Origin of the sequence: Scopulibacillus darangshiensis (genome assembly GCF_004341035.1) — a bacterium.
In the GTDB taxonomy this organism is placed as follows: Bacteria; Bacillota; Bacilli; order Bacillales; family Sporolactobacillaceae; genus Scopulibacillus; species Scopulibacillus darangshiensis.
In genome coordinates, this window is the sequence record NZ_SLXK01000012.1 from 76,497 (window position 1) to 101,248 (window position 24,752).

The following is a 24,752-nucleotide window of genomic DNA, read 5'->3' on the forward strand; positions in this document are numbered from 1 at the left end:
GAGTTAATGGGATGAGCTTTTTTAAAAAGTTAAAAACAAAAATCACGGGTCAAACAGACAGCGTAACAGGGAAATTCCGGGATGGCCTGTCAAAGACAAGGCAATCCTTTTCAAGCAAAGTCAACAATCTTGTGAAAAGATATCGCAAAGTAGATGAGGACTTTTTCGAAGAGCTTGAAGAGATCCTTATCGGCGCTGACGTTGGTGTCAATACTGTCATGGATCTAATTGAAAGGTTAAAGGATGAAGCCAGGACAAGGAACATTAAAGAAACAGAAGACCTTAAGGAGGTCATTGTCGAAGTTCTATCGGGGATGCTGACAGCATCGGAAGGTGACACTGCTCTTCGAATGAATGACAATGGCATGACTGTTATTCTAGTCGTCGGCGTTAATGGTGTGGGGAAAACGACAACAATCGGTAAATTAGCTTATAAATTTAAGGAAGAAGGCAAGTCAGTTATGCTTGCCGCAGGTGATACATTCCGCGCCGGGGCAATAGATCAGCTGGAAGTTTGGGGAGAGCGAGCGAGTGTAGATGTCATCAAACACAGCGAAGGATCTGACCCGGCAGCTGTTGTATATGATGCCATCACATCAGCAAAATCAAGAAAAGCGGATGTGTTGATTTGTGATACGGCGGGACGGCTGCAGAATAAAGTTAATTTAATGAAAGAGCTTGAAAAAGTCAAACGTGTGATAACGAGGGAACTGCCGGATGCTCCTCATGAGGTGCTGTTAGTCCTTGATGCGACAACAGGTCAAAACGCATTAAATCAAGCCAAGATCTTTCGGGATGCGACAGATGTCACCGGCATTATTTTAACCAAACTTGATGGGACCGCTAAAGGAGGGATTGTTCTTGCAATCCGCCATGAACTTGATTTGCCGGTGAAGTTTATCGGATTAGGCGAAGGCATCCACGACCTTCAACCGTTTGATTCTGATGCATTCGTCTATGGCCTTTTTGCAGAAATGTTCCAGCCTCAGGAAGAGGAAGCGGATTAGCTGTTAAGAAAAAAACTTGACAAGCGGGTTGATTGCCTTTAATATTACATTGTGTAAAGGTTAAAGACTTTACAAGGGGATCTTTTATGTTGGAAAAAACAATGAGGGTCAATGCCTTATATGATTTTTATCAATTATTGCTAACGCCAAAACAGCAAGAGTATATGACGCTCTACTATCTTAATGATTATTCATTGGGAGAAATTGCGGAAGTTTGTGACGTTAGCAGGCAGGCTGTCTATGATAACTTAAAGCGGACCGAAGTCATGCTTGAGGCTTTTGAAGATAAATTGGCGTTATTTAAGAAATATCAAGAGCGGCTCAAGCTGTTTTCCGAGCTGAAGTCGGCCATTCAACTGGCGGATCCGAACGGGGAAACGGCCGGCATTCTTAAGAAGCTTGAGAATTTAGATTAGGGGGCATGAGCATGGCATTCGAAAGTTTAGCCGACAGGCTCCAAGAAACAATTAAGAAAATACGCGGTAAAGGTAAAGTTTCTGAAGCAGATGTCAAACAAATGACAAGAGAAGTCCGTCTCGCTTTACTGGAAGCCGACGTTAACTTTAAAGTTGTTAAAGACTTAATTAATCGCATTAAGGAACGTGCTATTGGCCAGGAAGTGTTAAAAAGCCTGACACCTGGGCAACAGGTTATCAAAGTTGTGCAAGAAGAACTGACTGAGCTAATGGGCGGTGAACAGAGTAAAATCAATTTATCTCCTAAGCCACCAACCGTTGTGATGCTTGTCGGTCTTCAAGGCGCCGGTAAAACAACAACAACGGGAAAACTGGCCAACTTTGTTCGTAAACAACATAACAAATGTCCGCTTCTGGTTGCAGGTGACGTATACCGTCCCGCTGCGATCAAACAGCTCGAAACACTTGGTCAGCAGCTCACCATGCCGGTTTTCTCAATGGGTGACAAAGAAAGCCCAGTGACGATTGCTAAAGAGGCTGTGGCCAAGGCGAAGGAAGATCACAATGACATCGTCTTCATCGATACGGCCGGCCGTCTTCATGTTGACGAGAATCTTATGGAAGAGCTGGAACAGATCAAATCTGTGACCAAGCCTGATGAAATCTTCCTGGTCGTTGACGCCATGACAGGTCAAGATGCTGTCAATGTGGCTGAAAGCTTTAATGAGCACTTAGGTTTAACAGGTGTGATTCTAACGAAGCTTGACGGGGACACCCGAGGCGGTGCGGCACTGTCTGTTAAGGCGGTGACCGGGACGCCAATTAAATTCGTTGGTCTTGGCGAGAAGCTTGATGCTCTCGAAGCTTTTCATCCAGAACGGATGGCTTCCCGGATTCTTGGTATGGGCGATGTGCTTACTCTGATTGAGAAAGCGCAGGCAACTGTTGATGAGGATAAAGCTAAAGAAATGGAAAAGAAAATGCGGACAATGAGCTTTACGTTCGATGACTTTCTTGAACAGCTTGGTCAAGTCCGCACGATGGGCCCATTGGAGGATTTGCTTGCCATGATGCCCGGCGCGAACAAGATGAAAGGGATGAAGAACCTTCAAGTTGACGATAAAAAAATCGGTCAAATTGAGGCCATCATCCGATCGATGACACCTAAGGAAAAGGCGGAACCGGATATCATTAATGCCAGCCGAAAGAAACGGATTGCGGTTGGGAGCGGCACATCGATTCAGGAAGTTAACAGACTGCTTAAGCAGTTTAAGGATATGAAGAAGATGATGAAGCAGATGATGGGTTCAGGCAAAGGAAAGAAGAAAAAGAATCCGTTTAATTTACCTTTTATGTGATCAGGCGTCACCTCATCGGATGACTCTTATCATAAATTTAAAAAACATATATTTTATATTAGGAAGGTGTTTAATTATGGCAGTAAAAATTCGTTTGAAGCGTATGGGAGCAAAGAAACACCCATTTTACCGTGTTGTTGTAGCTGATTCCCGTTCACCGCGTGACGGCCGTTTTATCGAGGAGATCGGCACTTATAATCCGGTTGCAAACCCAGCAATCGTCAACATTGACGAAAACAAAGCTCTTGACTGGTTGACAAAAGGTGCACAGCCGTCTGATACTGTACGCAACCTTTTCTCAAAAGAAGGTCTTATGGAGAAATTTCATAACGCCAAAAACCAAAAATAATAGAGGGTGAAGTCTGTATGGATGAGCTGATTGCAGCCATTGTTAAGCCACTAGTCAATTTTCCTGAAGATATTCAAGTATCCAGTGAAAACAGCGAAGACGGCATAACTTACATTCTTACCGTTAACAAGGAAGATATGGGCAAGGTCATTGGCAAAAAGGGCCGGATTGCCGGTGCGATAAGGACAATCGTTCATGCAGCAGGTAGAGCTCAGCATCAAGACGTTCAATTGTCTATACGTGAATAAAAAGGGGAGGGGAGCATTTGTTTCCTCTCTTTTTTTACATAATTAAAGATAAAGGAATGAAGCGCATGACCGAATGGTTTTACGTTGGAAAAATTGTTAATACTCATGGCATAAAAGGCGAAGTACGGGTTATTAGTGATACGGATTTTACGGAGGACCGGTATGCTTCGGGAGAAAAGCTTTATCTCAGCCGATTGAAGGGAAGCAGATATGAGCCGCTGATTGTAGAGAGTTATCGAAGGCACAAACAATTCGACCTTTTAAAATTCGAAGGGCTGAACAATATAAATGATGTTGAGGCTTTTAAAGGCTCATTTTTATTCATTCCGAAAGAGCAGCTCTCTCCCTTGGAAGACAATGCTTTCTATTACCATGAAATTATAGGCTGTGAGGTCGTTACTGAGGACGGGAATTCCCTTGGAAAGATTAAAGAAATTTTATCGCCTGGAGCGAATGATGTCTGGGTCGTGAAAACAAAAGGAAAAGATATTCTGCTTCCATACATTGAAGACGTGGTGAAGCATGTGGATATCGCGGATAAAAAGGTGACTGTACACTTGATGGCCGGGCTGGTTGATGATGAGAATTGATGTCTTGTCGTTGTTTCCGGAAATGTTCAAAGCTGTATTCGAACAATCGATATTGAAAAAAGCAGCGGACAGCGGTTCGGTTTCCTATGATGTCACCAATTTCAGGGACTACGCCGAAAATAAACACCAGCGCGTCGATGATTATCTTTATGGCGGCGGAGCAGGCATGTTACTCATGGCCCAGCCGATCTTTGATGCGGTCGCTGCACTGCGGAAGAGAAGCGATAGTAAACCAAGAATCGTTATGATGACACCACAGGGAGAACGGTATCAGCAGCGGCATGCGGAAAACCTCGCAAAAGAAGATCATCTGATTTTCCTTTGCGGTCATTATGAAGGCTTTGATGAGCGGATCCGGGAACAATTAGTCACTGATGAAATTTCTATAGGGGACTACGTCTTGACCGGCGGTGAGCTGGCATCGATGGTGGTCATCGACAGTGTTGTCCGTCTGCTGCCAGGTGTGTTGGGGAACGAGACAAGCGCACACACGGATTCCTTTTCTAACGGTTTATTAGAGCATCCCCAGTATACCAGACCCGCCGACTTCCGCGGTTTGAAGGTGCCCGATGCATTAATTTCAGGGAATCACGCGTTGGTAGACGAATGGCGTCATAAGGAATCACTGCGTAGAACATATCTCCGCCGCCCGGATTTGTTAAGCGATCGAGATATAACTGAGCAAGAAGCCAAGTGGCTGGAGGAATTTAAGAGGGAATCTGAGGAATAACAGCGGGTGGCTAGGTTATGCGCGCCCACGGGATATATGCATCATTCGAAAGTCCATTTCCATGAAGGAACTGGGCTTTTTTTTATCGGTGACAGTGATGCAGATATAAAGGCTGGTAAGGACGCAGATGTAACGACTATTGGGGTCCAATGGCTTCCTAATTATCAAGCACCGGAATTTACGGTTGAACCTGATCATCAGTTTGGCAGTGTTGCTGATTTTAAAAGTTATCTGGAAAAGTCGGTGATTTAAATTTACAATAATGATGTTATGTAAACTAATAAAATAGTCGCCTTGTGTATAACATATTGTTACTTTCGGGGCTTTGTCCGTAATTTTTTACTTTTACCCAAATAGGGAATTACACCTCTTACAAAATGGACCCGACCACCTTGCGCCTCGCCAAGAAGTAGACATTTCATATTGTTAGGATTTTTATCGGACTGTCGTTCCTCTATCTGTGACAAAATGCTATGTTTTATGAGCGTATTGGACTGTGGTTCCGTTATTCAGTCATTCAAGAGGTCTTTTGTGTGGAATTTGAGCAAATCGATAATTCCTTGAACTAAATATGGTGTGTAAAATAAGAGATTTCGCTTCTCTTATTTTTTTATTTACAGGTATTTTAAATAAAATCATTTCAAATTGTTCATTATCGGTATATAATCATAACTGTACTAATAATAATAATACAGTTAATACGGATTGGAGGTTAAAAATGTTTGATCTGGATCTTAGAAGCAGAAAGCCTATTTATGAACAACTAGTAGATAAGTTTAAAGAACTAATCATTAATGATGTGCTGCAAATTGGTGAGCAGCTTCCTTCTGTCAGGACACTTGCCGGGCAGCTGACAATAAACCCCAATACCATCCAAAAAGCGTACAGGGAGTTAGAAATGCAAGGATATATCTATTCTATAAAAGGCAAAGGAAGTTTTGTGAATGAATCACCGGATGCGGCCAATTCCGAAAAACTTAAAAGGATAAAAAAGGATTTGGAAAAATTGTTATCAGAGGCTTTGTATTTAGGGATGACAGTTAAGGAATTGCACGCATTCATTTTGGAGATAGAAAAGTCTGTTGGGGGAGGTCATATAGATGATTGAAGTCAAGAATGTCAGTAAAACTTTAGACAATATGGATGTTTTAACTAATGTCAATTTTGCAGTTAAAAGAGGGTCGATCTATGGGCTGCTTGGTTCAAACGGTGCCGGCAAAACCACATTATTAAAATTGGTAACGGGGATCCTGCTTCAGGATGAGGGAGACATCTTAATTTCTCACCAGTCAGTGTTCGAAAATCCGCCGGTGAAAAACCGTATCGTTTTTATCGCTGATACACTATATTACTTCCCTCAATACACGGTCAAACAAATGGCCAATTTTTATAGAAGTGTTTACTCAACCTGGGATGAAAAGCGCTATGAAAAATTGAAAGATGTTTTTGAAATTGATGAAAGTAAAAAAGTGCAAAAGTTCTCAAAAGGGATGCAAAGACAAGTCGCCTTTTGGCTGTCATTCTCAGCTATGCCTGAGATTCTTGTTTTAGATGAACCGATTGACGGTTTGGATCCAGTGATGAGGAGAAAGATAAAGAATTTAATTGTCCAAGATGTGGCGGACAGGGGTATGACCGTACTAATATCCTCTCATAACCTTAGGGAAATTGAAGACATCTGTGATCATATTGGGATTTTACATAAGGGTGAGATGATCCTTGAAAAGGATTTGGATGATTTGAAATCGGATATCCATAAGATTCAAGTCGCTTTTAAAGGTAAAACACCAGAAAATTTATTCGGTAATCTTAGGGTTCTTTATAAAGAGGAAAGAGGAAGTGTTCTGTTGTGTATTGTGGCTGGAGATCAGGAGATGTTAACCGAGCATTTTACGAGGTCCAACCCTGTAATTTATGACATGCTGCCACTCACACTTGAGGAAATATTTATTTATGAAATGGGGGATGCGGGCTATGCCATCAAAAACATCTTGGTTTAGTAAAGAGATAGCATTTCAAAACCTCAGAACAGTAGGCTGGGTCGGCTTTGTTTATTTGGCAGGGTTGCTTTTTGCTGTTCCACTGAAAATTATCATGCTTGCTACCGATGATAACCAATATTTTGTAAGATTTGAGAATCTCTTTTCCTTCAATGCTGATTTGCAATGGTTTTTGACCTGCGTGATCCCGGTTTTATTAAGCATTTTTTTATTTCGCTACCTGCAAGTCAAGAACGCGTCAGACCTCATCCATAGTCTGCCGATTAAGCGGACAAGAATTTTTAACCAATATCTCATCATGGGTATCCTCATGTTAATTATTCCAGTGGTTTTGACTGGCATCACCCTATTAATCTTGCATTCAGTGATGGATGTGACCGATTATTATTCCTTAAAAGATGTACTATATTGGCTGCTTGACACTATAATAACCGATCTTTTGATTTTCATGTCCGGTGTGCTGGTTGCCATGATAACAGGCCTTTCAGCTGTACAAGGAGGATTAACCTATGTCTTGCTGTTGTTTCCGGCTGGGATAGGTGTTCTTATTTCATATAACTTAAAATTTTTGTTAACAGGTTTTCCCTATGATTATTTTACGGATAAAAGTTTTGACAAGATCTCACCGATATCGCAGGCGCTAAATTTTCCTAATATGAAAAGTCCAATGTCGGTGATAGAAATCATTATCTATCTAATTTTGGCAGTCGTTTTTTACTTTGGTTCAATAATGATCTATAAAAAACGAAAGCTCGAAGCTGTGTCACAGGCCATTGCCTTTTCACAATTAAGACCGGTATTTAAATACAGTATGACATTTTGCTTCATGCTGCTTGGCGGTTTTTACTTTGGGGGATTCCAGGGCGGCTTCTTTTGGATCATCTTCGGCTATATCATAGGGTCACTTATTGGTTATCTTATTGCAGAAATGATTTTGCACAAGACCTGGAGGGTATTAACCCGGTTAAAAGGATATGTCATTTACGCGGTCATTTTTGCGGTAGTCTTCGGATTATTCCAATTTGACATAACAGGCTATGAAAAGCGTGTCCCGAAAGTTGCCAATATAGAAAGTGTCTATTTAAATAATCATCCTAGAGGGAAGAAGTTTTTTGAAGAACCGCAAAACATCGAGCTCGTTCGCAATTTGCATGAAAAAATAATAGGAAGTCAGGGGACAGCAGGAAAAACGAGCAAATATGGGGACCCGTTATTCTTTGTCTATAAATTAAAAAATGGCGATAAGGTAATGCGTGAGTATCGCTTGCAGGACAAAGACAGGTACATTGCCTATTTAAAACCGTTGTATGAATCGAATGAATACAAACAAGCCCATTACAAATTATTGAGTGTAAATGTGGATATGGTAGATAAAATCACCATTTCCACAAATGGTCGTGTCACAAGAAGTGTTTCTTTCGTTGATCCTAAGGATATTATTGCCGCGATCAGCAACCTTAAGGATGATATCGAAAATGAAACATATGAGGATATGACGTTTGAACATGGTGCTGATTCAAATGTTGAAATTTTATTGAAAAATGATAAAAGGATGCACCTAGATTTTAAACCATCCTATTCTAATTTAAAAAAATGGTTAAAGGCAAAAGGCCAACTTAAAAATGCCGTGGTTAACGCCAATGATATCAGCTCAGCTATTGTCATCAGGAAAAATAATCATAGCTCTTATAAAACGTCACTTACGAATAAAGCATGGATCAAAAAAATGCTAAATAAAGGCCAGGCGCTTAAAGTGACCAATAAAGATAAAATCGAAATGTGCCTTGATAACTTTAGCTGGGGATCGGTGAAAAGTCGATATGACGTTGTTTTTAACTATAAAAACGGGAACATGGATTCAGGTATTTTTGATGGGAAACACACTCCCGCCTTTGTCGAGCAATATTTTAATGGGAAATGAGGTGGCATGCGATGTCTTTAGCTTTACACAAGAGAAAGGCAAGTGAAACGGATCTGGAAGAATTGTATCAGACGTTTTATCAAAGGGTATATAGGGCAGCCATGGTGATTTGCCGGGATCCGTACCTCGCGGAAGATATTATTCAAGAAACATTTATTAAAGCTATAAAAAAACTAGACACCCTTGCTGATCACCAAAAGATCGGCCCGTGGCTCTTAACGATAGCTTCCAGAACGGCAATTGATACGCTTAGGAAAGAAAAGAGGAAACGTGCCTTGTCATTGGATAGCATTGCAATGTTCAAGAAGGACATGCTTATGGAAGCTTGCGATGTCGAAAGGGATGTTGAATCATTATTGTTTGAACAAGAGGTACAGGCAGATATTAATCAGCTAAAGCCAGAATTTCGGGAAATTATCCTATTGAAGTGCTTTAAGGGCTTAAAGGAAAATGAAATCGCCGCCAAACTGGGATTATCCAAAGGCACTGTGAAATCACGGCTATACCGCGCCAGGCAGCAAATGAGATGTCATTGGAAGCCACCCATTTGACGATTCAACAGCGGACCCGTAGGAAAACTAGATTTGAACTCAGCAATCGTTTGATTTATCAGTTGTCCCTATCATAATTCCTTGCCGCTTCATAGAATATAAAGAATCAAGATAAGGTGGTGATTGATAAATGAGTTACGGTGGTGGCTACGGCAATAACTTTGCGTTAATTGTCGTCCTTTTCATTCTATTGATTATCGTTGGAGCAGCTTATGTATACTAGAATTTAAAATTAAATGTAAGCATACTAAAAGGGCACATTACTGTGTCCTTTTTTCACGGGGAAAATCGAATAATAATAATAATAATAAGCTAACCTTAGAGAAGGTTAGCTTATTAAATACAAATTATTTTACCAAAAGAAAAATGGCCAAAGGGCGATGGAGGCAATGGCCGCTAACGCGATCGGAAAGCCGAATCCGTAGCCAAAATAATAGACACCCGGGCCATCTACCCCATCCCCGCCATCTATGGGTTGAAGGTATACATGTGAGCCGTCAACTTTTGTTATAGTCCCCCGATGCACGGTGCCATCCTGACAGCGGATTTCAACGGATTGATTCATGTATTTCTGACAGAGTTCATAAAAATTTTGTCCTGACATTTTTTACCCTCCCCTGTTTGTGAAATGTGCATCTTATACATCCTATGAAGATCAGAAAGGTTTTGAATAGGGGAATATCCCCGGTTAACAAAGGCTTTCGTGTCTTTTTCTATATTTAGGCTTTATGGTAAAAAGTGGTATATTTTAGACGAAATAGAAGGGTTTGAATAGAAAAGGTAGAATGATTAGCTTATGGAGCAATTTCGTAAATAACCTTTCATCAAAGGTAAAGCAAGAAGTACGGAACAAAACATCCCTTGGCAACAACCGTGGCATTGGCCGGCCGTGCCAAAAGAAATTAATGATGTTCCGCATGCGCCATGGTGGGATTATAAAAAGGGCCCGCTAAAAAGAATTTTTAGAAGGCCCGATTTATTGGCGGCTAGCGATAATCTTCTTTTAGGTCGTTCAAGGAAACCTCTTGTTCATTCTCCGGTTGATCAAGGGCATAAATTCTGGCTGTCTCATTTTTGTCATCTACATGCTGAATATAGATTGCATCTCCTTTATAAGATACATTTGCCATTACCGGTGAAGAAGCAATCTCTTGTGCGCGCTGTTTATTCATGTTAAACCACCTTTTATTATTCTTATAGTTTTTAATTTGTACTACTAGGTCAATCATTATTCCTTGATAACCATTTAATGAGAGGGAGTCTTATATTGCATGGCGGGTGGTGTTGTGGTATGATAAATTTTGTGGCAAATGCCAGTGAAGTGAATACGATGTTCCGCTTCAACCTAGGGTTGTAAGAGCATTTGTAGGGAAGGAGGGGCATTTATGCAAAATATTTTAGCTGAAATTACAAAAGAACAGTTGAAAACTGATCTGCCAGAATTTCGCGCAGGTGATACGGTAAAAGTACACGTTAAGGTTGTTGAAGGTTCACGTGAGCGTATTCAGATCTTTGAAGGTGTTGTTATCAAGCGCCACGGCGGCGGTATCAGCGAAACATTTACGGTTCGCAAGATATCTTACGGTGTAGGTGTTGAAAGAGCGTTCCCGGTTCACTCACCAAAGATTGAAAAGATCGATGTTGTACGCCGCGGTAAAGTTCGTCGTGCGAAACTTTACTATCTACGCAACCTACGCGGTAAAGCAGCTCGTATTAAAAGCCGATAAATGTCCGAAAAAAGGAGCTTGTTATACAAGCTCCTTTTTTAGTTAATAAGAAAGTATAAACTTTCTTACGCACATAAGTGCAACTAAGCCTCTGGCTGCGCCCATTAAAGGCTTGCCAATCGGCAAGTTTTCTTTAACTTTAAAACGCCAAATTTTATTATTTTTCTACTTACGGAGGGCTAAAGGTGATGGCAAAACAGCATAAATCGTTGGGGATCCTGAAGCCTTTAATCATTGCGGTTGTATTAGCTGTTCTCATACGCTATTTTATATTCGGGCATATTGTTGTTGATGGGCACTCTATGATGCCGACATTGCATGACCATGACCATATGATAGTAAATAAACTGAGTTATGATATTGGCAAGCCTCACCGGTTTGATATTGTTATTTTTCACGCAACGAAAGAATCTGACTATATCAAACGAGTGATTGGGCTTCCGGGTGAAACGATTAAGTATGAAAATGACACATTATATGTTGATGGTCAAAAGGTTGATGAGCCATTTCTGGATGATAAAAAGAGGTCAGTCAAGGGCTGGTTGACATATAACTTTATTGCCGAGGTCCCCCAAGGAACGGTCTTCGTTATGGGGGACAATCGGCGTAACAGCCGAGACAGCCGGATCATCGGCCCCATTCCTTTAACAAAAATTACCGGGAAGGCTGAAGTAACATTTTGGCCGTTTTCCGATTTTCAAGTTGTAAAGTAGGTGACTTTATTGACAATTCAATGGTATCCGGGTCATATGGCTAAAGCGAAACGCCAAATGATCGAAAAAATTAAACTGATCGATGTTGTGATTGAACTGGTAGACTCACGTATCCCTGAATCCTCAAGAAACCCGCTTGTTGACGAGATTGCTGCTGATAAGCCAAGGTTATTGATTCTTAATAAAGCGGATATGGCTGATCCCCATGTTACCTCAGCCTGGAAGGATACATTTAAGCAAAAGGGATACAGTGTACATTCTGTTAACTCCCAAACTGGAGAAGGAACAAAGGCTATTCCAGATTTGGTTCATCAGTTGACCTTAAAAAAGAGAGAAAAGCTGGAAAGTAAAGGTTTTAATGCCCGGGCCGATCGAGCTCTTATTTTAGGTATTCCAAATGTTGGTAAGTCGACATTGATCAATCGGTTAGCAAACAAAAAGATCGCTAAAATCGGCGACCGGCCAGGTGTGACGAAAGCGCAACAATGGATCAAAGTCGGTAAAACAATGGAGCTTCTGGATACCCCCGGAATCCTCTGGCCGAAATTCGAGGATCCCGATGTTGGGTTGAGACTTGCGGCTACGGGTGCCATTAAAGATGAATTGGTTGACTTCCAGGATATCGCTGTTTTTCTATTGAAGACGCTATGGATGTCATACCCCGAGACTTTAAGTGACAGGTATGGGATATCGGATTTGCCGCCAATTGAAGCAGAACCTGCCATAGAAGAAATTGTTGAATTGTTCGATGTAATCGGCAAAAGGCGCGGCTGTGTCGCAGGAGGCGGCCATATCGATTATGATAGGACGGCTGAAATTATTGTTCGTGATTACCGCAGCCAAAAGCTCGGCCGTTTGACATTGGAAAGACCTTAATCAAAAAAAGGGGGTCTGACCCTTTGGGGTCAGACCCCCTGAAAGCGAGACATACATAACATGCGAGACAAATCTATTAAAGAGATTGAACAAAGCCTTTTTCAATTGGAAAATATATCCTCGGAAGTGAGGCATCAGCTTGAAGACGATTCGCGTAAGGGGGTTCAAGCCCTTCTTAAACGATGGGATGAACGCCATGCCAAAAAGCAAGCGATTGTCGAGAAATATCTTCAAATGAGTCAGTATGAGCACGGGCTCTATAAAAAAGGTGATTTATATATTGCAGGGATAGATGAAGCCGGGCGCGGACCAATTGCCGGTCCCGTTGTAGCGGCTGCAGTCATCCTCAAGCCGGATGCAGCCCTTTATGGCATAAATGATTCCAAACAGTTGTCGAAATCAAGACGCGAACAATTTTTTAAGGTCATTCACCAAAAGGCTGTGGCTATTGGTGTCGGGATTGTCCATGCCAAGATAATAGATGAGGTGAATATCTATCAGGCTGCAAAGCAGGCCATGATTAAGGCCGTACAAGAGTTAGACATTGAACCTGATCACCTGCTCATCGATGCAATGAAGCTGCCACTTGAAGTCCCCCAGACCTCCTTAATTAAGGGTGACACGAGAAGTATATCTATAGCCGCAGCATCAATCATCGCCAAGGAAACAAGAGACCGGATCATGACAGAGCTTGGCCAAACATACCCAGAATACCAATTTTCCAGTCATATGGGTTACGGGACAAAGGCGCATCTTCAAGCATTGGATGAACATGGTCCATGTCCAGAGCATCGGATGTCATTTGCTCCGCTGCATAAATAATTACGATTGAAATGGCAAATGCTCATAATATACCAATTTATGAGGAACCAGCTTGGTTAGTCTTTTAGTCGAAATATTTACATTTATTTATCTTTTAGATCAAAACCAACGCCATTCCTCAGGTTTGGTGTTATTTCGACAAAGCCTTAGTTTTCATAGTAGACAAATTAAGTCGGTTTTTTATACAATAGGTAAGGCAGTTGCTTTCACTTAACTAACGATAGGAGGTTGCAATAGTGAATATTCATGAGTATCAAGGTAAAGAACTCTTGAGAAAGTACGGCGTTGCTGTTCCGGATGGTAAAGTGGCATTTACACCTGAAGAAGCAGTTAAAGCAGCCGAAACTTTAAATTCAACAGTAAAAGTTGTTAAAGCTCAAATCCACGCGGGCGGCCGAGGAAAAGCTGGCGGCGTTAAACTTGCAAAGTCGCTTGATGAGGTGCGTACATATGCTGAAGAATTACTTGGCAAAACCCTTGTCACACACCAAACCGGCCCTGAAGGAAAAGAAGTAAAGCGCTTACTCATTGAAGAAGGAAGCGATATCCAGAGCGAGTTTTACATCGGTCTTGTATTGGACCGTGCGACGTCACGTATAGTGATGATGGGGTCCGAAGAAGGCGGAACCGAAATTGAAGAAGTTGCGGCTAACACTCCTGAAAAGATTTTCAGGGAAACAGTCGATCCTGTTGTTGGTCTTATGCCATATCAAGCAAGACGTCTGGCATTTAATATCAACATTCCGGTGAACCTTGTCAATAAAGCGGTAAAATTCATGATCGGTCTTTACAATGTGTTTGTCGAAAATGATTGCTCAATTGCCGAAATTAACCCTCTTGTAACAACTGGAGACGGACAAGTTATGGCGCTCGATGCAAAACTGAATTTTGATGATAATGCGCTTTACCGTCATAAAGACATCTTAGAGCTTCGCGATCTTGATGAAGAAGATGAAAAAGAAATCGAAGCATCTAAGTACGACCTCAGCTATATTGCTCTAGACGGCAACATCGGCTGTATGGTTAATGGTGCTGGTCTTGCGATGTCAACAATGGACATTATTAAGCATTATGGCGGCGACCCGGCCAACTTTCTTGATGTTGGGGGCGGTGCGACAGCCGAAAAGGTTACAGAAGCCTTTAAAATTATTCTTTCCGATAAAAATGTACAAGGCATCTTTGTCAATATTTTCGGCGGGATTATGAAATGTGATGTTATCGCTGAAGGTGTCATCGAAGCGACTAAGCAAGTCGGCTTAAAGCTTCCTCTCGTTGTTCGTCTTGAAGGAACAAATGTCGAAATCGGCAAGAAAATGCTGAATGAATCAGGATTGAATATCGTCGCTGCAGAATCCATGGCAGATGGTGCAGAGAAAATCGTTTCATTAGTAAAATAGGAAAGGTGGGCAATTAAGATGAGCGTATTTGTAAATAAAGATACAAAAGTAATCGTACAAGGGATTACAGGTTCAACCGCTCTCTTCCATACAAAGCAAATGCTTGAATACGGCACGAAAATTGTCGCCGGTGTCACACCAGGTAAAGCCGGACAAGAAGTTGAAGGTGTACCTGTATTCAATACGGTTGAAGAAGCGGTTAAAGCAACAGGGGCGAATGCATCGGTTGTATATGTTCCTCCTGCATTTGCTGCGGACGCTATAGTGGAAGCAGTCGATGCTGAACTTGACCTTGTCATTACGATCACTGAGCATATTCCAGTAATTGATATGATCAAGGTGAAACGTTACATGAAAGGTAAGAAAACCCGCTTGGTTGGGCCAAACTGTCCCGGCGTGATCACACCTGACGAATGTAAGATTGGCATCATGCCTGGCTACATTCACCGTAAAGGCCATGTCGGCGTTGTCTCCCGCTCCGGCACCTTGACATATGAAGCTGTTCATCAGCTCTCACAAGCAGACATCGGTCAAACAACCGCTGTCGGTATCGGCGGAGACCCTGTCAATGGCACAGATTTCATTGATGTTCTTAAAGCATTTAACGAAGATGATGAAACATATGCTGTCATTATGATCGGTGAAATTGGCGGTACAGCAGAGGAAGAAGCGGCAGAGTGGATCAAAGCGAATATGTCGAAACCAGTTGTCGGCTTTATTGGCGGTCAAACAGCCCCTCCAGGGAAACGCATGGGTCATGCCGGTGCTATTATTTCCGGAGGCAAAGGAACAGCTGATGAGAAAATCAAGACACTGAATGCTTGTGGTGTTAAAGTTGCTGAAACGCCGGCTGTTATGGGTGAAACATTAATTTCTGTCCTCAAAGAAAAGGGTTTATACGAAAAATGTCTAATTAAATAAGATAATGGCGAAAAGCTCCCGTGCTCGCGGGGGCTTTTTTTCAAAAAATTAGATGGAATGAGGGTTATGATCGTTGGAAAAACGGGATAAGCTGATTCGTATTCACCATTGTCGGGGAGCGGGATGGAAAACTGTCAAAAAGTTATTGGATTTAGATCCTGAATTAAAGCACATCGATGACATGTCAGCGAACGATCTTTGTCATTATCTGAAAATGAAACGCGAACATGCTAATCGCTTTTATTATGACCTACATAGCTTTGCCCTCGAAAAATACATTCATTCTTATAATAAAAATAATATTTTTGTCATGACGATTGATGATGCCGCGTATCCATCTCAATTAAGAAATATCTATGATCCGCCTTGGGTCTTATTTGGAAAAGGTGACAAGTCATTGTTAAATAGTTCCAAGTTGATTAGTGTCGTTGGAACCAGGCAGCCAACTCAAACCGCTCGGCTTAGCATGGAAAAGCTGTTATTGCCCCTTATAGAAGATGGGTGGACGATTGTCAGCGGAATGGCTCTTGGCATCGATGGTTATGCCCATCACATTGCGCTCAAGTTCCAAACTATAGCTGTCTTAGCATCGGGTCTTTACCATCCTTATCCGAGGAAACATCATGATTTATTCCAGCGAATGATTGCGAACCATCTAGTGATCAGCGAATATCCCCCAAATATCCCTCCGCAAAAATGGCAATTCCCTGAAAGGAATCGAATCATAAGCGGGCTATCTCAGGGGACCATTGTTGTGGAAGCCAAAGAAAGAAGCGGCTCGCTCATTACAGCCGATCAGGCTCTTGACCAAGGGCGGGAGGTTTTTGCCGTTCCTGGTATGATTCTGGAACCAAATGCTGCTGGGACAAATCGTCTGATCCAGCAAGGGGCAAAGCTTGTGATTGACGCTAATGATATACTAAATGAGCTGAATAGAAATGCCCTGATATAAGCATCATTCAACTGAAAAAACATTAAAAATACGAAAAAATGTTACCCTTCTTGTTTGACAAAGCCTTATTCTATCATTAATATTAGTGAGGATTTGATTATTACCTAGAAAAGGGGAGAACAAGTATGGAAGAATATCTTGTTATCGTTGAATCTCCCGCTAAAGCCAAGACAATTAAGAGGTATCTCGGAAAGAAATATGACGTAAAGGCCTCTATGGGACACGTCCGTGACTTGCCGAAGAGTCAAATGGGCGTTGATGTAGACAATCATTTTGAACCAAGATATATAACAATTCGCGGCAAAGGTCCTGTTCTTAAGGAGCTTAAAAGCGCCGCAAAAAAGGCAAAAAAAGTCTATCTCGCAGCTGACCCCGACCGAGAAGGGGAAGCAATTGCATGGCATTTAGCTCATAGTTTGGATATTGATGAATCATCCAAATGCCGGGTTGTTTTTAATGAAATTACCAAACAGGCGATTAAAGATGCCTTTAAAACCCCCCGTGAAATAAATATGAATCTTGTGGATGCACAGCAGGCGCGCCGGATATTGGACCGGTTAGTTGGTTACAATATCAGCCCATTGCTTTGGAAAAAAGTAAAAAAGGGCTTAAGTGCCGGCCGTGTTCAATCGGTTGCCCTAAAACTGATTATTGAACGGGAAAAAGAAATTAAAGAATTTATCCCCGAAGAGTACTGGTCAATTAAAGGTATATTTAAAGTTCGGGAAGAAACATTTGAAGCTGCTTTTTACGGGATCGACAACAAAAAAACAGAATTGAAAAATAAAGAGGATGTCGATGGGGTCCTGGGAAAGCTGGAAAATAATCAGTTTGAGGTAAAACAGGTTCAAAAGAAAGAACGGCTCAGATACCCTGTTGCACCATTTATTACATCATCATTGCAACAAGAAGCCGCCCGAAAGCTGAATTTTAGGGCAAAGAAGACGATGATGGTCGCTCAGCAGTTATATGAAGGTATTGAAATAGGCAAGCAAGGAACGACAGGTCTGATCACTTACATGAGAACGGATTCAACTCGAATATCTGATGTGGCCAAAGCGGAAGCGAAGGATCATATTACACAAGCTTATGGCTCTTCTTATGCCGGTCAATACAAGCCAAAAAAGAAAAAACAAAATGATAATACTCAAGATGCTCACGAAGCGATCAGACCGACATCGGTCATCCGTCAGCCAAAAGAAATGAAACAATATTTGAGCCGCGACCAATTCCGCTTATACAAGTTGATTTGGGAACGGTTTGTAGCCAGCCAAATGGCTCCAGCTGTCATGGATACTGTAAGAGCCGATCTCGTTCAAGCTGGCGTGACGTTCCGTGCAACCGGTTCAAAAATTAAATTCCCTGGCTTTATGAAAGTTTATACCGAAGGCAGCGACGACAGCAAAAAGAAAGATGACGAGAACTTCCTTCCTGAACTTGAAGAGGGCATGACTGTCAAAAAGGAAAAGCTCGATCCAAAACAACATTTTACCCAGCCGCCGCCGCGGTATTCCGAAGCCCGCCTCGTTCGGACAATGGAGGAAATAGGCATCGGACGGCCGTCGACTTATGCGCCGACATTGGATACGATCCAGAGACGCGGCTATGTCGTCATTGACGATAAAAAGTTTGTGCCGACGGAACTCGGTGAAGTGGTGCTTGAATTAATCGTTGAATTTTTCCCGGAAATCATTGATGTTGATTTTACCGCGAAAATGGAAGGTGACTTGGATTCAGTGGAAGAAGGCGATGTGGATTGGGTAAAAATCATTGCGGACTTCTACAAGGATTTTGAAAAGCACCTAGAAAAAGCTGAAATTGAAATGAAAGAAGTCGAAATAAAGGATGAACCAGCAGGCATTGACTGTGATAAGTGCGGTCATGAAATGGTATATAAAATGGGAAGATACGGCAAGTTCCTAGCTTGTTCAAATTTCCCAGACTGCCGAAACACCAAACCAATTTTGAAAAAAGTTGGTGTGACCTGTCCAAAGTGTGAAAAGGGTGACATCGTCGAACGCCGCAGCAAAAAGCGCCGAATTTTCTATGGGTGTGACCGGTACCCTGATTGTGATTTTGTATCATGGGATAAACCGATCCCTAGAAATTGTCCGAAATGCGGCGAATACCTTGTTGAAAAGAAAACGAAAAAGGGCAAGGTCGTCCAATGCTCGAATTGTGATTTTAAAGAAGACTAGCTGATTGGCGAGCTGAAAGCGAAGCCAGAAGCTTAGTCGCACTTATACTATCATCGAGAGAAAATTAATTAAGATATGTATAAAGAAGACTAGCTGATTGGCGAGCTGAAAGCGAAGCCAGAAGCTTAGTCGCACTTATACTATCATCGAGAGAAAATTAATTAAGATATGTATAAAGAAGAACAGCAATAACGGAGGTAAAGAACATGGCAACACAAGCGGTTACCGTCGTTGGGGCGGGGTTAGCAGGAAGCGAGGCAGCTTGGCAATTGGCCAAACGCGGCATTCCAGTGAGATTATATGAAATGAGACCTGTAAAACAAACCCCGGCGCATCATACTGATAAATTTGCCGAGCTTGTCTGTACGAATTCACTTCGTTCAAACGCTCTGACGAATGCAGTGGGGGTTTTAAAAGAAGAAATGCGAAGGTTAGATTCGGTGATTATTTCTGCTGCTGACGCTTCTTCGGTTCCAGCAGGAGGTGCCCTCGCCGTAGACCGTCATGAGTTTGCCGCAAATGTAACCGAGAGGGTTAAAGGGCACCCCTTAGTGGAAGTGGTAACTGAAGAGGTTGAAGGCATACCTGAAGGTCCGGTAATTATTGCGACAGGGCCGCTTACTTCAGACAGCCTGTCACAAGCGCTTCAATCATTAACGGGTGAGGATTATTTATACTTTTATGATGCTGCGGCACCGATTATAGAAACCGACAGCATAGACCGTGACAAAGTTTATCTGAAGTCACGTTATGACAAGGGTGAGGCTGCTTATTTAAATTGCCCGATGACTGAGGAACAATTTGACCGGTTTTATGAGGCACTCGTTAATGCTGAAACGGTAACATTAAAGGATTTTGAAAAAGAAATTTTTTTTGAAGGCTGTATGCCGATTGAAGTCATGGCAAAAAGAGGGAAGAAAACGATGCTCTTCGGACCGATGAAACCGGTTGGGCTAGAAGACCCCAAAACCGGTCTGCGTCCCTATGCTGTTGTTCAGCTCCGGCAGGACAACACGTCGGGCACTTTATTTAACATCGTCGGTTTCCAAACCCACTTAAAGTGGGGAGCCCAAAAAGAAGTCATACGGATGATCCCTGGCTTGGAAAACGCAGAGGTTGTCCGCTATGGCGTCATGCATCGAAACACTTTCGTCAACTCCCCTAAGTTAATAAAGCCGACTTATCAATACAAGGAGCGGGATGATTTGTTTTTTGCCGGGCAGATGACAGGTGTTGAAGGTTATGTGGAATCTGCAGCAGCAGGTCTTATAGCTGGTATTAATGCTGCAAGGCTTGCTGAAGGGAAAGAGCCCGTCGTCTTTCCTGAGGAAACAGCTATCGGCAGTATGGCTCATTACATTACAACAGCCAATCAAGATAATTTTCAGCCGATGAATGCGAATTTCGGTTTGCTGCCGCCTCTTGACAAGAAAATTAAGAATAAAAAAGAACGCAACGAAAAGTATGCTGAACGAGCATTGAAAACAATTCAGAATTTTGTTACAAAATTGTAAAATCTATTGTCAAGGCTTCTGAACTGTGATAACATTTAGAAGCCTTGTTAGTTGTAGGTGATCATGATGGGACAATATTTAGAGATGTTTCTTCGCTATTTAGAGATTGAGAAGCACGTTTCAGAACATACCATTTTGAATTACACCAAAGATATTGAGGATTTCTTTATCTTCATGAAGCAGCAAGCATTAAATGACATTGCTGCTGTTTCTTATGCCTCTGTCAGGGTGTTCTTGACCGAACAGCTTAATAAGGGTCATTCGCGCCGGACATTAGCACGCAAAATTTCCAGTCTGCGTAGTTTTTTCCGATATTGTATTAGAGAAGAACTTGCCACCGAGAATCCTTTTGCGCTTGCGAGTCTTCCAAAACAAGAATATCGGCTGCCAAAGTTTTTATATGAAGAGGAATTGGGGAAACTGTTTGATGTGGAGGATATAACGACGCCGCTAGGACAAAGAAATCAGGCGATTTTGGAAGTCCTTTATGGATCGGGAGTCAGGGTAAGTGAATGTGTTGGTATGACCATGGATAATTTGGATCTTGATTTGGATGTTGTGTTAGTTAAGGGAAAAGGCAGGAAAGAAAGATACATACCTATTGGAAGTTACGCTCATGACGCACTAGATCGATATATAAATGATGGCAGGCATAAGCTTGTCAAAAGTGACAATAAACAAAACTCTTTGTTTTTGAACTATCGCGGCGGACAGCTTTCGGACAGAAGCGTTCGAACCATACTAAATAGGCAGATTGAAAAGGCTTCGCTGACCGTAAAAATCAGCCCGCACGTCCTTCGGCATACTTTTGCCACCCATTTAATCAATGCAGGTGCTGATTTGCGCACAGTTCAAGAGTTATTAGGGCATGCTGAGCTTTCAACAACACAAATATATACCCACGTAACTAAGGAAAGACTTCGAGAAACATATATGAACCACCATCCTCGTGCAAAGGGAAGGAGTGAATGACATGGGCCAATTCCATGCGACAACAATTTTTGCAGTGCAGCATAATGGCCATAGCGCCATGGCTGGAGACGGTCAGGTTACTCTAGGGCAATCCGTTGTAATGAAACATTCTGCCCGGAAAGTTCGTAAACTATATGATGGCAAGGTCATTGCGGGGTTTGCAGGATCGGTTGCGGATGCCTTCACTTTATATGAGAAGTTCGAAGGCAGATTGGAAGAATTTAATGGGAATTTGCAAAGAGCGGCGGTAGAGCTTGCCAAAGAGTGGCGGAGCGATAAAATGCTCAGACAACTTGAAGCCATGCTCATAGTCATGAATGAATCGCATTTATTGCTTGTATCAGGAACCGGTGAGGTGATTGAACCGGATGACGGGATTCTTGCGATCGGCTCCGGCGGCAATTATGCGCTTGCGGCAGGCAGGGCCCTTAAGCGATTCGGCCATGAATTGTCAGCGAAGGAGATTGCTGAAAAGGCTTTAGGCATTGCAGGTGAAATATGTGTGTTTACCAATGACCATATTGCTGTTGAAGAGCTGTAAAGGTGAAAGGGAGGCTGTCTAAATGACAAATGCGTTGACACCAAGACAAATTGTCGAGAGGCTTAATCAATATATTATCGGTCAAGAAAAGGCAAAGAAATCAGTGGCAATTGCCCTTCGTAATCGTTACCGCCGCTCGTTGTTAGACGAGAAGATCCGCGACGAAATCGTCCCAAAAAATATATTGATGATTGGACCGACCGGCGTGGGGAAAACTGAAATTGCCCGCCGTCTGGCAAAACTTGTTGGAGCACCCTTTATTAAACTTGAGGCAACCAAATTCACAGAAGTCGGCTATGTAGGCCGGGATGTGGAATCAATGGTCCGTGACCTGGTGGAAACATCGATTCGGCTTGTTAAAGAGGAGAAAATGGCAAGTGTTCAAGTTAAGGCAGAAGAACTGGCCAATGACCGGCTTGTTTCACTCTTGGTCCCATCCAAAAAGAAGTCAGCTCCATCTAAGAATCCCTTTGAAATGCTGTTTGGAGGACAAAATCAACCGCAGCAAGATTCAGGTGACACCGAAGATGAGGAGCAATCTTTAAAGGATCAACGCAAAAAAACCCGGCACCTTCTTGATATGGGTGAATTGGAAGACCACATGGTTACCGTCGAGGTGGAAGAACAACAGCAGAGCGGTATGTTTGATATGCTACAGGGTGCCGGAATGGAACAGCTCGGCATGAATATGCAGGACCTTTTAGGGAACATGGTACCCAAAAAGAAAAAAAAGCGAAAGCTCACAGTTAATGAGGCAAGAAAGATTCTTACACAGGATGAAGCTCAAAAATTGATTGATATGGATGAAGTGACCCAGGAAGCTGTTTCAAGAGCGGAGCAATCGGGTATAATTTTTATTGATGAAATTGATAAAATCGCCGGCAAGAATCAACAATCCGGAGAGGTTTCAAGGGAAGGTGTCCAGAGGGATATTTTGCCAATCGTTGAAGGGTCAACTATTATGACGAAATACGGATCAGTGAAGACCGACCATGTTTTGTTTATTGCAGCGGGTGCATTTCATATGGCGAAACCATCTGATCTGATTCCAGAGCTGCAAGGGCGATTTCCGATTCGGGTAGAATTATCCAGCCTTTCCGTTGATGATTTTGTAAATATACTCGTCGAGCCGAGCAACGCTTTGCTTAAGCAATATCAAGCTTTGTTAAAAACTGAAGGTATAAATGTGGAATTTTCTGACGAAGCTATTCGTAAAATTGCTTCAATCGCGTACGAGGTTAATCAGGAAACCGACAATATCGGGGCCAGACGCCTACATACCATTTTGGAGAGGCTTTTGGAAGATCTATCATTTGAAGCACCTGAAGTCACTTTGGAAACCATCACGATTACACCGGAATACGTTGAAGAGAAATTAGAAAACATTGTTAAAAACAGAGATTTAAGTCAATACATTTTATAAAGTAAATTTTAGGAGGAATTAGACCTTATGAAACTTTTGGAAAAAACGAGGAAAATTAATAATATGCTTCAAGGTGCAAAGACACCGGTTAACTTCAATGAAATGGCTGAAACACTACGCGATGTGATTGAGACAAATACTTTTGTTGTCAGCCGCCGCGGGAAACTTTTGGGGATGGCTTTAAAGCTTGAATTTGAAAATCAACGCATGAAGCAAATGTTTGAAGAAAGACAACTTCCAGAAGAATATACCCAAGGATTATTTACTGTTACCGAAACATCGCCTAATTTGGATGTGAACAGTCCTTTTACCATTTTTCCTGTGGAAAATAAAGAACTATTTACCGGCGGATTGACAACTGTCGTACCGATCGTTGGCGGCGGTGAGCGCTTGGGAACACTTGTCCTTTCCAGAATGAACGATACTTTTGCCGATGAAGATCTTGTGCTTGCCGAATATGGCGCAACGGTCGTTGGTATGGAAATTCTCCGAGAAAAAACAGAGGAAATTGAGGAAGAGGCTCGGGAAAAGGCCGTCGTCCAAATGGCGATCAGTTCTCTGTCCTATAGTGAACTTGAAGCGATTGAGCATATTTTTGAAGAGCTTGACGGCAAGGAAGGGCTTCTTGTTGCAAGCAAAATTGCTGACCGTGTCGGCATTACCAGGTCCGTTATCGTTAACGCGCTGAGGAAGCTTGAAAGTGCCGGTGTCATCGAATCCCGTTCACTTGGTATGAAAGGGACGTACATCAAGGTTCTTAACGACAAGTTCCTATACGAATTGAATCGTCTTAAAGCTGAATAACATACTTAAAATAATAGGGCCCCGCAGCATTTGCTGCGGGGCTTTTTAAATTTTTTACATTTTTATAATATTTATGATGAAAGATGGCTGCTGTTATGATAATCTATTTAATGGACTGTGTTAATGGTAAAAAAGACTCTTAACCACGTGTAATAAAATAGTAATAAAGACCTAAAGGCAAATCGGATCTACTTGTCGAATTATGATTTTATGCAAAGTAATGCATAGATAAAGGTCGAAAGATTGGTAAAATAGCATCACTTAAGTTTTTGGTGCTGAAATTTTAGTAAAAAACTCCTATGTGCATTGAAATTCAACTATTTTATTTAAAGAGGGGTTATATGGACATTTTTAATCGTACAACGGTACCATTACTGGAAAAAGCGCTTAATGGCGCTTCGCTTAACCAAAAGATAATATCCCAAAACATTGCGAATGTAGATACACCTCATTACAAGGCAAAAAAGGTTGTATTCAGAGACGCTCTAGACCAGGCGATTTCAGCTCATAGGACCGAGTCCAGACATATGTCATTCGGTGGAGAAAGCGGTTATAGAGTTACCGAAACCGACGAAGCAGCAATGCAGAACAATGGGAATAGCGTTGACATCGATAAAGAAATGTCAAAACTCGCGAAAAGCCAAATCGAATATCAAACGCTTGTCAGTGCATTAAACCACAAATTTCAGCAATATAAGCTTGTTTTAAGGGGAGGGCGTTAG

29 protein-coding genes are annotated in these 24,752 nt (G+C 42.0%); 27 read left to right on the top strand and 2 right to left on the bottom strand.

Annotation, left to right across the window (positions count from 1 at the left end; all coding sequences use genetic code 11):
- The first annotated feature begins 11 nt into the window (after positions 1-11).
- The 13 genes from ftsY to EV207_RS10175 all read left to right on the top strand — a co-directional run bounded on the left by ftsY (position 12) and on the right by EV207_RS10175 (position 9,393).
- Positions 12-1,007: a signal recognition particle-docking protein FtsY gene (ftsY, locus tag EV207_RS10115; RefSeq protein WP_132746042.1), complete on the top strand. Its 996-nt coding sequence runs from the start codon at positions 12-14 to the stop codon at positions 1,005-1,007.
- A gap of 86 nt (positions 1,008-1,093) precedes the next feature.
- Positions 1,094-1,423 (top strand): putative DNA-binding protein, encoded by a 330-nt coding sequence (locus EV207_RS10120; RefSeq protein ID WP_132746043.1) that lies wholly within the window; start codon positions 1,094-1,096, stop codon positions 1,421-1,423.
- Positions 1,424-1,434: 11 nt separating this feature from the next.
- The gene (ffh, locus tag EV207_RS10125; RefSeq protein ID WP_132746044.1) at positions 1,435-2,781 is read left to right on the top strand and encodes a signal recognition particle protein; all 1,347 of its coding nucleotides are present in this window, start codon (positions 1,435-1,437) and stop codon (positions 2,779-2,781) included.
- Positions 2,782-2,857: 76 nt separating this feature from the next.
- Positions 2,858-3,130 carry a 30S ribosomal protein S16 gene (gene rpsP, locus EV207_RS10130; RefSeq protein ID WP_132746045.1) on the top strand — a complete coding sequence of 91 codons (273 nt, stop codon included), beginning with the start codon at positions 2,858-2,860 and terminating at the stop codon, positions 3,128-3,130.
- Positions 3,131-3,147: 17 nt separating this feature from the next.
- Positions 3,148-3,378 (top strand): KH domain-containing protein, encoded by a 231-nt coding sequence (locus EV207_RS10135; RefSeq protein WP_132746046.1) that lies wholly within the window; start codon positions 3,148-3,150, stop codon positions 3,376-3,378.
- A 65-nt stretch (positions 3,379-3,443) separates the two neighbouring features.
- Complete coding sequence (gene rimM, locus EV207_RS10140; RefSeq protein WP_132746047.1) at positions 3,444-3,968, top strand: ribosome maturation factor RimM; 525 nt, start codon at positions 3,444-3,446, stop codon at positions 3,966-3,968.
- Entirely contained in the window at positions 3,958-4,698 is a 741-nt protein-coding gene (gene trmD, locus EV207_RS10145; protein WP_132746084.1) for a tRNA (guanosine(37)-N1)-methyltransferase TrmD, read from the top strand. Before rimM ends, trmD begins: the two co-directional genes overlap by 11 nt.
- 6 nt (positions 4,699-4,704) lie before the next feature.
- On the top strand, positions 4,705-4,950 hold the full coding sequence (locus EV207_RS10150; RefSeq protein WP_424511359.1) for an HAD family hydrolase: 246 nt from the start codon (positions 4,705-4,707) through the stop codon (positions 4,948-4,950).
- 466 nt (positions 4,951-5,416) lie between these two features.
- Positions 5,417-5,806, top strand: coding sequence for a GntR family transcriptional regulator (locus EV207_RS10155; RefSeq protein ID WP_132746048.1), 390 nt, complete (start codon positions 5,417-5,419; stop codon positions 5,804-5,806).
- Positions 5,799-6,698: an ABC transporter ATP-binding protein gene (locus EV207_RS10160; RefSeq protein WP_132746049.1), complete on the top strand. Its 900-nt coding sequence runs from the start codon at positions 5,799-5,801 to the stop codon at positions 6,696-6,698. The genes EV207_RS10155 and EV207_RS10160 overlap by 8 nt, the downstream gene beginning before the upstream one ends.
- Positions 6,673-8,619, top strand: coding sequence for a DUF6449 domain-containing protein (locus tag EV207_RS10165; protein WP_132746050.1), 1,947 nt, complete (start codon positions 6,673-6,675; stop codon positions 8,617-8,619). The genes EV207_RS10160 and EV207_RS10165 overlap by 26 nt, the downstream gene beginning before the upstream one ends.
- An 11-nt stretch (positions 8,620-8,630) precedes the next feature.
- Complete coding sequence (locus EV207_RS10170) at positions 8,631-9,170, top strand: RNA polymerase sigma factor (protein WP_165886901.1); 540 nt, start codon at positions 8,631-8,633, stop codon at positions 9,168-9,170.
- A 130-nt stretch (positions 9,171-9,300) separates the two neighbouring features.
- Positions 9,301-9,393 (top strand): YjcZ family sporulation protein, encoded by a 93-nt coding sequence (locus tag EV207_RS10175; protein ID WP_132746052.1) that lies wholly within the window; start codon positions 9,301-9,303, stop codon positions 9,391-9,393.
- A gap of 129 nt (positions 9,394-9,522) precedes the next feature.
- Here EV207_RS10175 and EV207_RS10180 read toward each other — a convergent pair whose 3' ends face one another.
- Both EV207_RS10180 and EV207_RS10185 read right to left on the bottom strand, forming a co-directional pair.
- Positions 9,523-9,774: a hypothetical protein gene (locus EV207_RS10180; RefSeq protein WP_132746053.1), complete on the bottom strand. Its 252-nt coding sequence runs from the start codon at positions 9,772-9,774 to the stop codon at positions 9,523-9,525.
- Positions 9,775-10,156: 382 nt separating this feature from the next.
- Positions 10,157-10,342, bottom strand: coding sequence for a small acid-soluble spore protein H (locus EV207_RS10185; RefSeq protein WP_132746054.1), 186 nt, complete (start codon positions 10,340-10,342; stop codon positions 10,157-10,159).
- A 213-nt stretch (positions 10,343-10,555) separates the two neighbouring features.
- On the opposite strand from EV207_RS10185, the gene rplS reads away from it, so the two are divergent.
- From rplS to flgB, 14 genes are all read left to right on the top strand, one after another.
- Positions 10,556-10,897 carry a 50S ribosomal protein L19 gene (rplS, locus tag EV207_RS10190; RefSeq protein ID WP_132746055.1) on the top strand — a complete coding sequence of 114 codons (342 nt, stop codon included), beginning with the start codon at positions 10,556-10,558 and terminating at the stop codon, positions 10,895-10,897.
- 188 nt (positions 10,898-11,085) lie between these two features.
- Entirely contained in the window at positions 11,086-11,610 is a 525-nt protein-coding gene (gene lepB, locus EV207_RS10195; protein WP_132746056.1) for a signal peptidase I, read from the top strand.
- A gap of 9 nt (positions 11,611-11,619) precedes the next feature.
- Positions 11,620-12,486 carry a ribosome biogenesis GTPase YlqF gene (gene ylqF / locus EV207_RS10200; protein WP_132746057.1) on the top strand — a complete coding sequence of 289 codons (867 nt, stop codon included), beginning with the start codon at positions 11,620-11,622 and terminating at the stop codon, positions 12,484-12,486.
- Between the two features lie 60 nt (positions 12,487-12,546).
- The gene (locus EV207_RS10205) at positions 12,547-13,308 is read left to right on the top strand and encodes a ribonuclease HII (protein ID WP_132746058.1); all 762 of its coding nucleotides are present in this window, start codon (positions 12,547-12,549) and stop codon (positions 13,306-13,308) included.
- Positions 13,309-13,544: 236 nt separating this feature from the next.
- Positions 13,545-14,705 (top strand): ADP-forming succinate--CoA ligase subunit beta, encoded by a 1,161-nt coding sequence (sucC, locus tag EV207_RS10210; RefSeq protein ID WP_132746059.1) that lies wholly within the window; start codon positions 13,545-13,547, stop codon positions 14,703-14,705.
- Between the two features lie 18 nt (positions 14,706-14,723).
- Complete coding sequence (sucD, locus tag EV207_RS10215; RefSeq protein ID WP_132746060.1) at positions 14,724-15,626, top strand: succinate--CoA ligase subunit alpha; 903 nt, start codon at positions 14,724-14,726, stop codon at positions 15,624-15,626.
- Positions 15,627-15,699: 73 nt separating this feature from the next.
- Positions 15,700-16,578: a DNA-processing protein DprA gene (gene dprA, locus EV207_RS10220; RefSeq protein WP_132746061.1), complete on the top strand. Its 879-nt coding sequence runs from the start codon at positions 15,700-15,702 to the stop codon at positions 16,576-16,578.
- Positions 16,579-16,703: 125 nt separating this feature from the next.
- Positions 16,704-18,776, top strand: a complete 2,073-nt coding sequence (gene topA, locus EV207_RS10225; protein WP_132746062.1) for a type I DNA topoisomerase — start codon at positions 16,704-16,706, stop codon at positions 18,774-18,776.
- A gap of 206 nt (positions 18,777-18,982) precedes the next feature.
- Positions 18,983-20,290, top strand: a complete 1,308-nt coding sequence (gene trmFO, locus EV207_RS10230; RefSeq protein WP_132746063.1) for an FADH(2)-oxidizing methylenetetrahydrofolate--tRNA-(uracil(54)-C(5))-methyltransferase TrmFO — start codon at positions 18,983-18,985, stop codon at positions 20,288-20,290.
- A gap of 63 nt (positions 20,291-20,353) precedes the next feature.
- Positions 20,354-21,262, top strand: a complete 909-nt coding sequence (gene xerC, locus EV207_RS10235) for a tyrosine recombinase XerC (RefSeq protein ID WP_132746064.1) — start codon at positions 20,354-20,356, stop codon at positions 21,260-21,262.
- 1 nt (position 21,263) lies between these two features.
- Positions 21,264-21,803, top strand: coding sequence for an ATP-dependent protease subunit HslV (gene hslV, locus EV207_RS10240; RefSeq protein ID WP_132746065.1), 540 nt, complete (start codon positions 21,264-21,266; stop codon positions 21,801-21,803).
- A 22-nt stretch (positions 21,804-21,825) separates the two neighbouring features.
- Positions 21,826-23,226 carry an HslU--HslV peptidase ATPase subunit gene (gene hslU / locus EV207_RS10245; RefSeq protein WP_132746066.1) on the top strand — a complete coding sequence of 467 codons (1,401 nt, stop codon included), beginning with the start codon at positions 21,826-21,828 and terminating at the stop codon, positions 23,224-23,226.
- Between the two features lie 27 nt (positions 23,227-23,253).
- Positions 23,254-24,030, top strand: a complete 777-nt coding sequence (gene codY, locus EV207_RS10250; RefSeq protein WP_132746067.1) for a GTP-sensing pleiotropic transcriptional regulator CodY — start codon at positions 23,254-23,256, stop codon at positions 24,028-24,030.
- A gap of 341 nt (positions 24,031-24,371) precedes the next feature.
- On the top strand, positions 24,372-24,752 hold the full coding sequence (gene flgB, locus EV207_RS10255) for a flagellar basal body rod protein FlgB (protein ID WP_132746068.1): 381 nt from the start codon (positions 24,372-24,374) through the stop codon (positions 24,750-24,752).